Source organism: Rhizobium sp. P43, from assembly GCF_056730705.1.
In genome coordinates this window covers 1347426-1362307 of sequence record NZ_CM161539.1, presented here as the reverse complement: position 1 = coordinate 1362307, position 14882 = coordinate 1347426, and the positions used below count along the sequence as shown (strand labels likewise).

16 protein-coding genes are annotated in these 14882 nt (G+C 61.5%); 12 read left to right on the top strand and 4 right to left on the bottom strand.

Annotated features, from left to right (window positions below):
• Window positions 1–53: 53 nt before the first annotated feature.
• Together purB and AC1PUL_RS06705 are read left to right on the top strand one after the other, a co-directional pair.
• Window positions 54–1355 carry an adenylosuccinate lyase gene (purB, locus tag AC1PUL_RS06710; protein WP_480467377.1) on the top strand — a complete coding sequence of 434 codons (1302 nt, stop codon included), beginning with the start codon at window positions 54–56 and terminating at the stop codon, window positions 1353–1355.
• A gap of 77 nt (window positions 1356–1432) precedes the next feature.
• Entirely contained in the window at window positions 1433–1729 is a 297-nt protein-coding gene (locus AC1PUL_RS06705; RefSeq protein WP_298467826.1) for a hypothetical protein, read from the top strand.
• A gap of 113 nt (window positions 1730–1842) precedes the next feature.
• Here the strand turns inward: AC1PUL_RS06705 and AC1PUL_RS06700 are convergent, their stop codons facing one another.
• A complete protein-coding gene (locus AC1PUL_RS06700) occupies window positions 1843–2634 on the bottom strand; it encodes a DUF2189 domain-containing protein (protein ID WP_480467375.1) in 792 nt (263 codons plus the stop codon).
• A 311-nt stretch (window positions 2635–2945) separates the two neighbouring features.
• On the opposite strand from AC1PUL_RS06700, the gene AC1PUL_RS06695 reads away from it, so the two are divergent.
• Together AC1PUL_RS06695 and AC1PUL_RS06690 are read left to right on the top strand one after the other, a co-directional pair.
• Window positions 2946–3500, top strand: a complete 555-nt coding sequence (locus AC1PUL_RS06695) for an RBBP9/YdeN family alpha/beta hydrolase (protein WP_298467830.1) — start codon at window positions 2946–2948, stop codon at window positions 3498–3500.
• Between the two features lie 131 nt (window positions 3501–3631).
• Window positions 3632–6145: an EAL domain-containing protein gene (locus tag AC1PUL_RS06690; RefSeq protein ID WP_480467374.1), complete on the top strand. Its 2514-nt coding sequence runs from the start codon at window positions 3632–3634 to the stop codon at window positions 6143–6145.
• A gap of 39 nt (window positions 6146–6184) precedes the next feature.
• Here the strand turns inward: AC1PUL_RS06690 and AC1PUL_RS06685 are convergent, their stop codons facing one another.
• Window positions 6185–6499, bottom strand: coding sequence for a DUF1476 domain-containing protein (locus AC1PUL_RS06685; RefSeq protein WP_480467373.1), 315 nt, complete (start codon window positions 6497–6499; stop codon window positions 6185–6187).
• Between the two features lie 242 nt (window positions 6500–6741).
• Between AC1PUL_RS06685 and purC the strand changes: the two genes are divergently transcribed.
• From purC to AC1PUL_RS06660, 5 genes are all read left to right on the top strand, one after another.
• Complete coding sequence (purC, locus tag AC1PUL_RS06680) at window positions 6742–7506, top strand: phosphoribosylaminoimidazolesuccinocarboxamide synthase (protein WP_185809797.1); 765 nt, start codon at window positions 6742–6744, stop codon at window positions 7504–7506.
• Window positions 7507–7524: 18 nt separating this feature from the next.
• Window positions 7525–7767 (top strand): phosphoribosylformylglycinamidine synthase subunit PurS, encoded by a 243-nt coding sequence (gene purS / locus AC1PUL_RS06675; protein ID WP_480467370.1) that lies wholly within the window; start codon window positions 7525–7527, stop codon window positions 7765–7767.
• Between the two features lie 19 nt (window positions 7768–7786).
• Entirely contained in the window at window positions 7787–8044 is a 258-nt protein-coding gene (locus tag AC1PUL_RS06670) for a hypothetical protein (RefSeq protein ID WP_480467368.1), read from the top strand.
• Window positions 8041–8712 (top strand): phosphoribosylformylglycinamidine synthase subunit PurQ, encoded by a 672-nt coding sequence (gene purQ, locus AC1PUL_RS06665; RefSeq protein WP_480467366.1) that lies wholly within the window; start codon window positions 8041–8043, stop codon window positions 8710–8712. The genes AC1PUL_RS06670 and purQ overlap by 4 nt, the downstream gene beginning before the upstream one ends.
• Before the next feature lie 61 nt (window positions 8713–8773).
• Window positions 8774–9160 carry a hypothetical protein gene (locus AC1PUL_RS06660; RefSeq protein WP_480467364.1) on the top strand — a complete coding sequence of 129 codons (387 nt, stop codon included), beginning with the start codon at window positions 8774–8776 and terminating at the stop codon, window positions 9158–9160.
• On the opposite strand, the gene AC1PUL_RS06655 is transcribed toward AC1PUL_RS06660, so the two are convergent.
• Complete coding sequence (locus tag AC1PUL_RS06655; RefSeq protein ID WP_480467363.1) at window positions 9161–9418, bottom strand: DUF1127 domain-containing protein; 258 nt, start codon at window positions 9416–9418, stop codon at window positions 9161–9163.
• 82 nt (window positions 9419–9500) lie between these two features.
• Between AC1PUL_RS06655 and AC1PUL_RS06650 the strand changes: the two genes are divergently transcribed.
• From AC1PUL_RS06650 to AC1PUL_RS06640, 3 genes are all read left to right on the top strand, one after another.
• Window positions 9501–10916 (top strand): aminotransferase-like domain-containing protein, encoded by a 1416-nt coding sequence (locus AC1PUL_RS06650; protein ID WP_480467362.1) that lies wholly within the window; start codon window positions 9501–9503, stop codon window positions 10914–10916.
• 148 nt (window positions 10917–11064) lie between these two features.
• Window positions 11065–13287, top strand: a complete 2223-nt coding sequence (purL, locus tag AC1PUL_RS06645; protein ID WP_480467360.1) for a phosphoribosylformylglycinamidine synthase subunit PurL — start codon at window positions 11065–11067, stop codon at window positions 13285–13287.
• Window positions 13288–13400: 113 nt separating this feature from the next.
• Entirely contained in the window at window positions 13401–13634 is a 234-nt protein-coding gene (locus tag AC1PUL_RS06640) for a BolA/IbaG family iron-sulfur metabolism protein (protein WP_138286229.1), read from the top strand.
• Window positions 13635–13694: 60 nt separating this feature from the next.
• On the opposite strand, the gene AC1PUL_RS06635 is transcribed toward AC1PUL_RS06640, so the two are convergent.
• Window positions 13695–14849, bottom strand: a complete 1155-nt coding sequence (locus AC1PUL_RS06635) for a hypothetical protein (protein ID WP_480467359.1) — start codon at window positions 14847–14849, stop codon at window positions 13695–13697.
• Window positions 14850–14882: the final 33 nt, after the last annotated feature.

The following is a 14882-nucleotide window of genomic DNA, read 5'->3' as shown; positions in this document are numbered from 1 at the left end:
CACTTTGCTAAGGGGGGCCAGCTTTTTGTGAAGTCCAACGAAAGACGAGCCCGATGATCCCGCGTTACTCCCGGCCGGAAATGGTCGCCATCTGGTCCCCCGAAACCAAGTTCCGCATCTGGTTCGAGATCGAAGCCCATGCCTGCGACGCGCTCGCCGATCTCGGCGTGATCCCGAAGGAATCCGCCCGCACCATCTGGGAAAAGGGTGGCCCTGCAGAATTTGACGTCGCCCGCATCGATGAGATCGAAGCCGTCACCAAGCATGACGTCATCGCCTTCCTGACGCATCTCGCCGAATTCATCGGCCCTGACAGCCGCTTCGTCCACCAGGGCATGACCTCGTCCGACGTGCTCGACACGACGCTCAACATCCAGCTGGTGCGCGCCGCCGACATCCTGCTTGCCGACATGGACCGCGTGCTGGCAGCCCTGAAGGCGCGTGCCTTCGAACACAAGGATACGGTGCGTATCGGCCGCAGCCATGGCATCCATGCCGAGCCGACGACCATGGGCCTGACCTTCGCCCGCTTCTATGCCGAAATGGCCCGCAACCGCGACCGCCTCGTCAACGCCCGTGCGGAAGTCGCAACCGGCGCGATCTCGGGCGCCGTCGGCACCTTCGCCAATATCGATCCGCGCGTTGAAGAGCATGTCTGCGCAAAGCTCGGCCTCGTGCCGGAGCCGATTTCGACGCAGGTCATCCCGCGCGACCGTCACGCCATGTTCTTCGCCACGCTCGGCGTCATCGCCTCGTCGATCGAAAACGTCGCGATCGAAATCCGCCACATGCAGCGCACGGAAGTGCTGGAAGCGGAGGAATTCTTCTCGCCGGGCCAGAAGGGCTCGTCCGCCATGCCGCACAAGCGCAACCCGGTTCTGACCGAGAACCTGACGGGCCTTGCCCGCCTGGTGCGCATGTCGGTGACGCCGGCGCTTGAAAACGTCGCCCTCTGGCACGAGCGCGATATCAGCCATTCGAGCGTCGAGCGCGCGATCGGCCCTGATACGACGATCACCCTCGACTTTGCCTTGAACCGTCTGGCGGGCGTCATCGAAAAGCTCGTGATCTACCCCGAGAACATGTTGAAGAACATGAACAAGTTCAAGGGCCTGGTCATGAGCCAGCGCGTCCTTCTGGCACTGACCCAGGCCGGCGTATCGCGCGAGGACAGCTATCGCCTCGTGCAGCGCAACGCCATGAAGGTCTGGGAAAAGGGTGCAGACTTCCTGGAAGAGCTGCTGGCCGACGAAGAGGTGCGTGCCGCCCTTTCGGAAGAGGACATTCGCGAAAAATTCGACCTCGGTTATCATACCAAGCATGTCGACACGATCTTCGCCCGCGTCTTCGGCTGAGAGCCAGCGCACAGGCAGATCATCACGCAACGGGCGCGAAGACATTCGCGCCCGTTTTCATTGGAGAGGATTGATCCATGCCGAGCCCGTCTCGCCTCTTTCTCTCGACACTCTCTGTCATCGCCGTCTCAGGCATTCTGCTGCTGAGCGGCGACCGATACGACTGGATGCCGGGACTTGATCCGACGATCGACCCCTCCGGCATCGAGACGGATGGCAGCCGTGCGCTGGTTCGCACGCTTCTGCTCGCGACCGCTCTGGCGGCATCGGCGATGCTGGCGATCTTCACCAAGGCACGGACGAGAGGCGAGCGTCTCCTGCCTCTCGTCCTGTCGCTGGCGGCACTCGCCGCCTATGTCTTCAGCCGCCCATAGTGGCCGACGATCTAGAACACTTTCGGCGATCAGGGGATCACCGGAAGTGTTCCAGGCTTTTGATTCTACGCATTGTCCAACGCCGAAGCGGCTAGGCTTCGGCTGAAAATGCTTTAGGCCACCAGCCGGCGATAGAAATGCCAGGACGCGTGGCCCAGCACCGGAACGATGATCACCAGACCCACCATCAGGGTTGCCATGCCGATGGCGAGCAGGCACGCCACCATCAGCCCCCAGACGGCCACAGGAACCGGATTGGCGAGACTGGCGCGCACGGATGTCGAAACCGCCGCCGCCGCCCCGCAGTCGCGATCGAGCAGCATCGGATAGGCGACGATGCTGATGACCAGCGCGATCAGCGCCAGCGCAAAGCCGAATGCATTGCTCCAGAACAGGAAGGTAAGCGCATTCGGGTGATCGAAAACGCCGCTCGCAAAGGCGAAGACGCCAGGCGACGGATAGTCACCGATCAGGGTGAGATAGAGCCCGCGCGACACGACAAGCCAGACCATGAAGAGCGTCAACAGATAGATGCTCATCATAAGCAACGCCGGAAGGGCCGGTGATTTGACGAGATCAAGCACGTTCGACCAATCGGCCGGCTGTCCGAGTTCGCGTCGCCGGCTGATCTCCATCAGGCCCAGCGCCAGAAGCGGTCCGACCAGGGTAAAGCCCGTGAGCAGCGGGTAAACCATGGGCAAGAGCTCAACGCCCGCACTCCATCCGATCATTATGGCGCCGACAATCGGATAGATGAGCGCCACGAAGGCATAATGGGAAGGCTTTTCGCGAAAATCCTCATAACCTTCCCGCAGCGCGGCGAAGACATCGGAAATGGCGATCTGGCGGACCGCGGGTCTGACAATTGCACCGGTCGCACCGGTCATCACATGAAAGGTCGACATTCTCACTTCCTCCTCGAGCAACAGGGTCTGTAAGCTGCAAAGTGAAATGCGTGGGCGCCATCGGTGCCGGAAGCGGCCGCGAATGGGCGCCGTCTGTCGCGTCCGGCATGGCCATCTGGCGCGCTGCGGGCGACATCGTGAACAGTTAATTAGTTTATCAGCTAACGATCTCAATGTCAGGGGTATTGACGCACGATCCCGTGATCCAGCAGGTTTCCGCCAGGATGACAGAGAGAGAAGCCATCGATTTTCTGGTCTTTCAATCAACGCAAAATCTTGACGCCGCCCGCGCGGGACAGCAGATAGGGGCCATGAAGGTCTCAGAAGCAGAAATCCTGATCGTCCCCGGCTACACCAATTCCGGCCCCGAGCACTGGCAGTCCCGCTGGGAGGCGAAACTGTCGACGGCGCGGCGCGTCGAACAGGCGGAATGGTCCAAGCCCGTGCGCGAGGACTGGGTCGCTCGCGTCGCCGAGGAAGTGAACGCCGCCACGAAACCCGTGGTGCTGGTTGGCCATTCCCTGGGCGTGCCGGCCATCGTGCATGCCGTTCCGGAGATGAAGAAAAAGGTCGCAGGCGCCTTTCTGGTCGCCCCGCCGGATGTCGCCAATCCGGAGATCCGCCCAAAGCACCTCATGACGTTCGGGCCCTATCCGCGCCTGCCCCTGCCCTTCCCCTCGATCATGATCGCGAGCCGCAACGACCCGTTCGGCGAGTATGCCCATGCCGAGGATATCGCCAATGCCTGGGGCTCATTCCTGATCGACGCTGGGGAATCCGGCCACATCAATGCGGAATCCGGTCACGGGCCCTGGCCCGAGGGAACGATGGTCTTCGCGCAGTTCCTGGGCCGCTTGCAGGCCTGACGCGACAGAACCGGCGCATCGGTGAAAGTCCAAATTTGGCGTTAACACCCATTTCCAGGGGACAGGTTTAAGCCCTTTTTAAGCAGGCGCTCATAGACTCGGCTGCAACCCTGTGAAGTGAGGAGCTGATTTTGCGCCCAAAAGCTGCCGCCGTATCCACTCCCGGCGCGGGTGGAATCGACATCTCCTGCCTTCCATGGCCGGCTGTCTGGCTCGCTCCCGATGGCATGATCATAGCGATGAACCAGCCCTTGCAGGAGGCTCTCGGACCTTCGATCAAGACAGGGGAGAACCTCGCCGCCTATCTTCAGGGCGCAGACGGCCCGAAACTGCTGCTCGCACTGGCAAGGCTGATGGACGGCACCCCCTCGACCATCGAAATTTCGACACCCGGCCGCGAACAGAGACACTTCATCGCGACGCTGGCAGGCCACACGGCATCCCGCGCCAAAGACGCATCGGCCCTGTTGCAATTGACGGACGTGACGGATCTCCGCCGCAAGCTGCACGAAGTGCAGGAGCGGGAAAGCCGCTGGAACCACGCGCTTGTCGGCTCGATCTCGGGCGTCTGGGATCAGCGCAGCACCGGCGAACTCTACTACTCCGAAGTCTGGCGCAAGATCCGGGGACTGGGACCGGAAGACCCCTTCCCGCCGACCACAGAGGAATGGTTGAAGCTCGTCCATCCCCAGGACCGTGAACGCGTTCTCCACTGCATCGAACGGCAGAACGCCGGCGACCCGGATTATGCGGTCTTCCAGTACCGGGAACTGCACCGTGACGGCCACTACGTCTGGATCGAGTGCCGCGGCGCCTGCGTGGAGCGCGATGAGCAGGGAAAGCCGCTTCGGATCATCGGGACGGACACAGACATCACCGCGCGCAAGCAGCAGGAAGAATGGCTGGACAGCCTCTCTCGGCGATTGAAGCTCGCCATCGACATTTCGGGCATCGGTATCTTCGAAACGGATTTCGAAGCAGGGACCAGCGAGTGGGACGAGGGCATGCGCCGCATCTTCGAAGTCGAGACCGATTGCGAGGTGCAGATCGGTGGCTTCTGGGAGAGCAAGCTGCATCCGGAAGACCGTGCCCGCACCATGGCCTATGTGGCCACGAAGATTGCGGAGCTGAAACCTTTCACCGACAACTACCGGATCATCGCCAAGGATGGCAGCACGCGCTACATCCGCTCCAACAGCCTCCCGTACATGGATCACGACGGCCGTTTGAAGATGATCGGCGTCAACTGGGATGTGACGGAAGATCAGCGTCTCAGACGGGAACTGGAGCAGCAGAAGACACTGGCCGAGGCGCGTAATGCCGAGCTCGAGCGAACCCGGATCGAAGCGGAACAAGCCGCCCTGCACGACCATCTGACCGGATTGCCGAACAGGCGCTTCCTGGAGGAAAAGCTCGAGGAATGGCGCGCAGGCAAAGGCAGTCTCGGCTCCGGTATCGCCATTCTCCACATCGACCTCGACCGCTTCAAGCAAATCAACGATACGCTCGGCCACGGCGCCGGCGATGCCATGCTGACGCTGGCGGCAAAGATCCTGAAGGAAAACATCCGCGCCACCGACTTTGCAGCGCGAATCGGCGGCGACGAATTCGTCGTCCTCATCGATCACGACGGCGCAACCCCGGCGCTAGCAGCCATCGCCAGCCGCATCATCGCCCAAATGCGGCAGCCGGCCTGGTACAACGGACAGGAATGCCGCTTCGGCGCCAGTGTTGGGATTGCCCACACACTGACCCGCGACATCGATCCGAAACAGCTGCTGCAAAACGCCGACATCGCTCTCTACAAGGCCAAGAATCTCGGCCGCAACCGATATGAATTCTTCGTACCGGCAAGCCGCACGCTGATCGCCGATGCGAGCCGCCTCTCCAGCGAGCTGTTGCGCGCGCTTGAGAACGACGAGATCTTTCCCCATTACCAGCTGCAGTTCGACGCACGCACCCGTGCGGTTGTCGGCGCGGAGTGTCTGGCGCGCTGGAACCACCCGACGCGTGGCATCATTGGCCCGGACAAATTTCTGACCATTGCCGAGGAATACGGGGTACTCGCCCAGATCGACGGGCTAATCCTGGAAAAGGCACTCGCGGACCACGAAGCCTGGCGCGCAGAGGGAATTGCTCCGCCGAAACTCTCCGTCAACGTCTCAGCCCGGCGACTGACCGATCCGGACCTCGCCCGCGGCCTGCAGGACCTCGACATCAAGCCGGGGACCGTCTCCTTCGAACTCCTGGAAAGCGTGTTCCTCGACCGCCAGGACGCCGCCGTGATGAGCAATCTGGACATGCTGCGGCGTCTGGCAATCGACGTCGAAATCGACGACTTCGGAACCGGCCACGCCTCGATTGTCGGCCTGCTCAATCTCAAACCGACGACATTGAAAATCGACCGGCAACTGATTGAGGATGTGCCACACAGCCAGGAGCAGCGGATCCTGGTCAAGTCGATCATCCAGATCGCTCGATCTCTCGGGATCAAGGTCACGGCAGAAGGGGTCGAGACCGAGGAGCATGCCCGCATCCTCTGCCGGCTCGGCTGCGACGTCCTGCAGGGCTATGGCTTGGCCTGGCCAACCAGCTTCGAGGACACCTCGAAGCTCCTCAGAAACAAAAAATCCGCCCAGGGCTGAGCCCGGGCGGATCGGATCAGGGCAAGACAGAACGCCCGTTCAGGCCTTCTGGATCTGCTCGATGGCCTGGCCGAGGAATTCGACCATCTTGGCGCGCAGTTCCTCGTCGGTGATCGACACGCCACCGGCGGTCAGATCGGCCTTGACCTTGCGGATCACGTCTTCGTCACCGGCCTCTTCGAAATCGGCAGCGACCACTTCTTTCGCATAGGCGTCCGGATCAGCCTTGCCGAGCAGACCGGCGGCCCAGAGACCGACAAGCTTGTTGCGGCGAGCTTCTGCCTTGAAGCGCAGTTCCTGGTCGTGGGCGAACTTGTTTTCGAAGGCCTTTTCGCGATCACTGATGCCGCTCATATCGATCTCCCGTTTTATGCCGTCATTGTGCGGTTTGGTTTCCCCATTAATCAAAAGGGAGTACAAAGTGCAATGCAAACTTCCGCGATTCCAGGTGAGTCCCTGAAGGCGCGACGTTTTGGCAGGAAGGGGTGATCTGCGCATTGTGAAAACCGAGGTTTTCCGTTAAGGGACCGCTTCAAATACCGATCCACTGCGTCCGCGCTTTCGCGCCGGGATGCCAACAACAGAGAAAACCACCCATGAACCGTCGCCGCCGCGTTTACGAGGGCAAGGCAAAGATCCTCTATGAGGGTCCCGAGCCCGGCACGCTGATCCAGTTCTTCAAGGACGATGCCACGGCATTCAACAAGAAGAAGCATGAAGTCATCGACGGGAAAGGCGTTCTGAACAACCGCATCTCTGAATACGTCTTCACGCATCTGAACAAGATCGGCATTCCGACCCACTTCATCCGCCGCATGAACATGCGCGAGCAGCTGATCAAGGAAGTCGAGATCATCCCGCTCGAGATCGTCGTGCGCAATGTCGCCGCAGGCTCTCTCTCGACCCGCCTCGGCATCGAGGAAGGCATCGTCCTGCCGCGCTCGATCATCGAATTCTACTACAAGTCTGACGCGCTCGGCGACCCCATGGTCTCCGAAGAGCACATCACCGCCTTTGGCTGGGCAAACCCCGCCGAACTCGATGACATCATGGCGCTCGCCATCCGCGTCAACGACTTCCTCTCCGGCCTCTTCCTCGGCATCGGCATCCAGCTCGTCGATTTCAAGATCGAATGCGGCCGCCTCTATGAAGGCGACATGATGCGCATCATCCTCGCCGATGAAATCTCGCCGGACAGCTGCCGCCTCTGGGACATCGAGACCCGCGAGAAGCTCGACAAGGACCGCTTCCGCCACGACATGGGCGGCCTGCTCGAGGCCTATCAGGAAGTCGCCCGCCGTCTCGGCATCATGAATGAAAACGAACCGGTGCGCGGCACTGGCCCGGTTCTCGTCAAGTAAGCTTTGGAGAAGAGATCAGTGATCAAGGCACGCGTCACCGTCACCCTGAAGAACGGCGTTCTGGACCCTCAGGGCAAGGCCATCGAAGGCGCGCTCGGCGCACTCGGCTTCGACGGCGTCGGCCAGGTCCGCCAGGGCAAGGTCTTCGATCTCGAGCTTGCCGGTGATGACAAGGCCAAGGTAGAGAGCGACCTGAAGGCGATGTGCGAGAAGCTGCTCGCCAACACGGTTATCGAGAATTATACTATCTCCATCGCCTGAGGGTTGAAGGAGATGCACGATGGCCGAGATCACCAGCGAGTTGATGTTCGAGCTTCTGAAGAAGCTCCATCAGAAACTTGACAGGGTCGACTTCGCCATCAGCGAGTTGCGCGCGGATAATCAGACAATGCGCGCGCAATTGCATGCGCTGCAGGGTGACGTGAACAACCTGCGCGCAACAGTCGGACACTTCGAAAGCCGGTTAGACCGGATCGACAATCGCCTGGAACTGCGCGAGTTCCAGGAAGCCCAACTAAGGTTTGAGCCACAGCCATGAAATCAGCCGTCGTCCAGCTCCCAGGCCTCAACCGTGACCGCGACATGATCGCAGCACTTACCAAGATATCTGGCCATGCGCCTGTCACCATCTGGCAGACCGAGACCGAGATCCCGGATGTCGACCTGATCGTCATCCCCGGCGGCTTCTCCTATGGTGACTACCTGCGCTGCGGCGCGATCGCAGCCCGGATGCCGGTCATGCAGGCGATCAAGGAAAAGGCCGAACAGGGCGTCAAGGTCATCGGCGTCTGCAACGGCTTCCAGATCCTGGTCGAAGCGGGCATGCTGCCGGGCGCGCTGATGCGCAACACCTCGCTCAAATTCGTCTGCAAGGAAATCAAGCTTGAGGTCGTCAACGCCGACACTGACTTCACCCGCGCCTATGCCAAGGGCCAGATCATCCGCTGCCCGGTCGCCCATCACGACGGCAACTATTTCGCCGACGCCGAAACGTTGAAGGCGATCGAAGGCAATGGCCAGGTGGTCTTCCGCTATGCAGACGGCACGAATCCGAACGGCTCAATGAACGACATTGCCGGTGTCATCAACGCCAAGGGCAATGTGCTCGGCATGATGCCGCATCCGGAAAACCTGATCGAAGCCGCGCATGGCGGCAATGATGGCCGCGGCATCTTTGCCTCGGCCCTGGACGTTATCGCGGCCTGAGGTAAGCTTCGCTTAACCACGGACCCTTAGGAAGAGGCGGCCATCAGCCGAAAGTTCGCCCATGCGCCGCCTCGCCTTCTCCGTCGTACTCCTTGCAGCAGCCGGCCTCGCCGCCTGCAAGCCAGAGGCGCCAAGGCTGCCCACTAGCGGACAATCGGCCCTCGACATCATGGAAAAGGTTGCCGTCGCCGCGAACCGCTGCTGGTTCAAGTCCGGAGATGCCGCGTTCAAGACCTACCAGTTGTCGCCGGAACTCAGCTCCTTCTCCGGTCGCCCACGGATCCTCCTGGTTCGCAAGGGTTCACGCGACGACCGTCCCGTTCTCGTGGTCCAGGCTGAGGGCAAGCCCCCGCGCCTCGACGCGTTCGGCCCTCTTCTCAACGAGGATATCGCACCGCGGATCCGCCAGGACGTCGTTCGCTGGGCAAATGGCCGGAACGACTGCTGATCAGAACGGCGGCTGAAAAGGCCGATCCAGCAGAAGCAGCTTCGACTTCCTGATTTCCCGCTCGGCCATCTCAGGCGTCAGACCGACATCCCGTAACTCCAGCTCTGTCAGCTGATAGAGATGAGCGCGCGTCCTGCGACGACGCCACCAGAGCTGGAGGCTTGCCCTGACACCTTTCAGCGAAAACACTCCGTCCGCGCGCACGGGCACGACAGCCTCAACGGCATGATCGGTCGCGATTGTATCAATTGTCACCATGGCGGCTGTTCCTGATGTATCCATTCGTGCAAGCAGTCTATGAATTGACTCCATTGCGGTGACAATCTATAGAATTGTCATCATGACAAATTGGCTTCCCACTCTCGATACCGGAACAGGTCCACTCTACATCCGCATTGCGGATGAGGCAGAAAGCGCCATCAAATCAGGCGCCCTGCCCCATGGTGCAAAGCTGCCGCCGCAGCGTGATCTGGCCTATGACGTTGGGGTGACAATCGGGACAATATCGCGCGCATACGCCTTGTTGCGCGAGCGCGGCCTGGTCACGGGCGAAGTGGGCCGTGGCACCTATGTGCAGTCCAGCGGTGACGGAACCTTGCCGGCCCGCGATCCGGTGAGCCTCAATTTCGGCGGCACGCGTGCCATCACCCCACCACCCGGCAAGCTGCGCTTCGACACGACTGCCGCGATTGATGTGGGGCAGGCAGAGATCGTCGGCCGCATCATGGCCGAGATTGCAACATCACATCCGGGCGAAATCTCAAGCTACACCCGCACCCTTTCCCCTGATTGGCTGGAAGCGGGCCGCCATTGGCTGTCCTCGGGCAACTGGAAGCCCGATGCCGAGCAGGTCCTGCCGCAGCTTGGCGTGCATGCCGGCATCAACGCCGTCGTCGCAGCCGTAAGCGGTGCCGGCGACCGGATCGTCTGCGAGCACCTCACCTACTCTCAGGTGTCGCGCAGCGCCAACCTGATGGGCCGCCAGATCGCACTTGTTGATTCGGACCAGGACGGCATCATGCCGGAGGATTTCGAGCGGGTCTGCGCCCGCGAGCATCCCAAGGCCGCCTTCATCATGTCGTCGGGGCAGAATCCGACGCTTGCCACCATTCCGCTCTCCCGCCGCAAGGAGATTGTCGACATCGCCCGCAAGCACAACGTCTGGCTGATCGAGGACTATCTCTATGGCGGCATGATCGACGACCGCATTCCGCTTCTGGCCGAACTCGCGCCCGACCGCACCTTCCTGCTCAACGGCCTGTCGAAGTCGGTCGCAGCCGGTGTGCGCGGCGGCTGGGTCGCCTGCCCGCCGCATATGAGCCAGCGGGTCCGCGTCACTCAGAAAATGGTGAGCGGCGGCCTGCCCTTCCTGCTCGCCGAACTCTCGGCCAGGCTTGTGCTATCAGGGGCCGCCGGCGAAATCCGCAGCAAGGTCTTGGGCGAGATTGGCGAACGGGAGGCGGTGGTTCGCCAGCTCTTTGCCGGAAAGGAATTCCGCTCCCATCCGCGCCTGCCCTTCTTCTGGCTGAAGCTTCCCGAACCCTGGCTGTCCGGCACCTTCAAGCAGGCCGTGCTCGATGCCGATGTCTTGATTGATGACGAGGACGAGTTCAAGCCGGCCCGCTCGTCGCGGGTCTATCACCATGTCCGCATCGGCTTCAGCGAGGGCCGCGAACGATCGATCTCGACCGAGGGGTTGAAGACCGTTCGTAGAATTCTCGACCAATCGCCGCTCGGCACAAGCGCCATCGTCTGACCGTCACACAGGGGCACCACGCCACCTCCCGGAAAGCCGGAGGAAAGGCTTGATTGCGCGCATTTTTCAAGTGCGCCGGGCGCGTGCTTGGGTTATAGCCTGCCTCGAAACCGATCTCCCCCAGATCTCCCATTGCCCTGAGAGCCAGATGACCGTTTCCAACTCCCGTCCCATCACCGCAGAATTGATCGCAAGCCACGGCCTGAAGCCGGACGAATACGATCGCATCCTGAACCTGATCGGACGCGAGCCGACCTTCACCGAGCTTGGCATCTTCTCGGCGATGTGGAACGAGCACTGCTCCTACAAGTCTTCGAAGAAGTGGCTGAAGACACTGCCGACCAAGGGGCCGCGCGTCATTCAGGGCCCAGGCGAAAACGCTGGCGTGGTCGACATCGACGATGGCGACGTCGTGGTCTTCAAGATGGAAAGCCACAACCACCCGTCCTATATCGAGCCCTATCAGGGTGCAGCAACCGGCGTCGGCGGCATCCTGCGCGACGTCTTCACCATGGGCGCCCGTCCGGTCGCAGCCATGAACGCCCTGCGCTTCGGAGCGCCCGACCATCCGAAGACCAAGCATCTGGTCGCTGGCGTCGTTGCCGGTGTCGGCGGCTACGGCAATTCCTTCGGTGTTCCCACAGTTGGCGGTGAAGTCGAATTCGACCCCCGCTATAACGGCAATATCCTCGTCAACGCCTTTGCCGCAGGTCTTGCCAAATCTGACGGCATCTTCCTGTCCCAGGCCAAGGGCGTCGGTCTCCCCGTCGTCTATCTCGGTGCCAAGACCGGCCGTGACGGTGTCGGTGGCGCGACCATGGCGTCCGCCGAATTCGACGAGTCCATCGAGGAGAAGCGCCCGACCGTGCAGGTCGGCGACCCCTTCACCGAAAAATGCCTGCTCGAAGCCTGCCTTGAGCTGATGAAGACCGGCGCCGTCATCGCCATCCAGGACATGGGTGCCGCCGGCCTCACTTGCTCGGCTGTCGAAATGGGCGCCAAGGGCGACCTCGGCATCGAGCTGCATCTCGACAAGGTGCCGGTGCGCGAAGAGCGGATGACGGCCTATGAAATGATGCTGTCGGAAAGCCAGGAGCGCATGCTCATGGTGCTCGAGCCGTCCAAGGAAGAGGTCGCCAAGGCGATCTTCGTCAAGTGGGGCCTCGATTTTGCGATTGTCGGCTATACCACCGACGACCTGCGCTTCCGCGTCATCCATCAGGGCGAGGAAGTCGCAAACCTGCCGATCAAGGAACTCGGCGACGAAGCCCCGGAATACGACCGTCCCTGGATCGAGCCGAAGATCCCTGCCCCGCTCGCCGAGAACGACATCCCGGTCGGCGACGTCGCAGACGCTCTGCTGAAGTTGGTCGGCTCCGCCAACAACTCCTCGCGCCGCTGGGTCTACGAGCAGTATGACACGCTGATCCAGGGCAATTCGCTGCAGCTTCCGGGCGGCGACGCCGGCGTCATCCGTGTCGAAGGCCACGCCTCCAAGGCGCTCGCCTTTTCCTCCGACGTCACCCCGCGTTACGTCGAGGCAGACCCGTTTGAAGGTGGCAAGCAGGCGGTTGCCGAATGCTGGCGCAACATCACCGCGACCGGCGCGCTTCCGCTGGCAGCGACCGACAACCTGAACTTCGGCAATCCCGAGCGCCCCGAGATCATGGGCCAGTTCGTTTTTGCTATTAAAGGCATCGGCGAGGCCTGCAAGGCGCTCGACTTCCCGATCGTTTCGGGCAACGTGTCGCTCTACAACGAGACCAATGGCCAGGCCATCCTGCCGACCCCTACGATTGCTGGCGTTGGCCTGATGAAGGACTGGAAGAAGATGGCCCGCATCCGCTTTGCCGCTCAGGGCGAAGCCATCCTGCTCGCCGGCGCTCCGTCAAGCTGGGGCACGCATCTTGGCCAGTCCGTCTACCTGCGCGACATCCATGGCCGCACCGATGGTCCGGCCCCGCATGTCGATCTCGCCCATGAAAAGAAGGTCGGCGATTTCGTCCGTGGCTTGATCCAGGACGGTCTTGCAACGGCCGTGCATGACTGCTCGTCGGGCGGCCTTGGCCTCGCCGTCGCCGAAATGGCCATGGCTTCCGGCATCGGTGCGCATATCAACGCCTTGAACGATGCAAACCCGATCGCCGTCTTCTATGGCGAAGACCAAGGCCGCTACGTGCTGACCGTCAAGGAAGGCGATGTCGAAAAGGTGCAGCTCCGTGCCGAAGCCGCTGGCGTCTTCTGCCCTTGGATCGGCCGCACCGGTGGCTCGAATGTCGTGCTTGGCAATGCAAAGCCGGTTGCAGTCGAGGAACTGAAGAAGGCCCACGAGGCCTGGTTCCCGGCCCTCATGGACGGCGAGATCGCCTGAGGCTTCGATCACATGCCTGTGGAGCATGGGGTAGGCGTGCCCTACCCCATTGAAAGACTTCGGCGAATGGAAGATAGTCCTCATATTGCTGATTTGCATGAGGGATCCGTTACATGCCGATGAAACCAGGCGACATCGAAGACATGATCAAGGCCGGCATTCCGGGAGCAAAGGTCGTCATCCGCGACCTCGCCGGTGACGGAGATCACTATGCCGCCGAGGTCGTCGCCGAAGCCTTTCGCGGCAAGAGCCGGGTCCAGCAGCACCAGATGGTCTATGAAGCGCTGAAGGGCAACATGGGCGGCGTGCTGCATGCGCTGGCGCTGCAGACGAGCGTACCCGACTGACGGTCTCAGACCCGGACGAGCCGATGCATCAAGCCTGCCGCAATCAGCGGCGGGCTTTTTTCATGACGCCGCAGGAAACGTCGGCGGCGTAGCCGATTCAAGCTGCTCGAAGGACTTCGCCGGCAGCGGTCCCGCCGTCATCAGCGTGAAATCAAAGCCGCTCGGCTGATCCGGACCCAGCACATATTGGCGATGCATTCTGAGGAAATCGCGGCGGTTTTTCCGGTAACGCTCAGCCGACAGTGCATGCTTGAACCGGACAAAGACCAGTTTCGGCTGCGGCGCGTCGGGATGCCCGGACAGATGAACCGTGTGGCATTTGTAGAGGTGGATCGGGTCCGTCAGGCACTGGATGTCGAACCAGTCCACGGCCGCATGACGGGCAAGCATGCCGATCCGCCGTCTCAACACCGCTGCGGAGAACAACAGGCTGCACTGCAAAGCCGCGCCACCGAGGGTGACGAAGACAATCCGGCGCCCTTGCAGCAGATCAGGGGCCTTCTCCAGAAGGCGGCCGATCACCGAGATCGCGAAATTCGCTCCCATGCTGTGCGAGGTCACGAGGATTTCATCAGCGGGCCTTTGCAGGGCGGCGATCGCCTGATCCGCCGCTTGTTCGATCAGCAAGGCCACTTCAGGACGATCTTCCGCCACGGCGACCGCAAGTCGCCAATCTGCCAGAAGGTGCATGACGTGGTAGCGGTCCGAGAAAGGCAAGACGCCATAGCGAAAGGCCAGATAACCGGCCGGAACGGTAAGGAGGAACCACCAGACGTCGAGTTCGAAGGTGGACGGAACAGCCGCGATGTTGATGCCAAGCGCCAGGCCGGCAGCCAGGAACAGAAAGGGAAACAGGAAGAACAGCCCGAAACGCCAGGCGTGGCGCAGATAGGCAAAGGCACCACCCTGGCAGACAACCTGCAAACCGGCCGCAAATCCACGGACAATCTGCACCCAGACCGGCTCCGAGCGCATCGCGGTGATCAGCCTGTTGTGGTCGAAGACGTGAAGGCGCGACTGTACCCTCCAGCCCTCGCCTTGCGCCTCGACGTCGAAATGCGCGCCCTCGGCATCGAGCGTCAGTTCACCGACATCGAACCGCGTCTTCCACACGGAAGAAGCCTGCTTCGCCGACCGGACATAGCGCTGGCGATGGGCTTCGGCATCGAGTGGCTCGAAACCCGGAAAATGCAGGACAATACGGCTTTGGATCATAAACTCAGTCACTCAATCGGCGGCGTCCCGCCG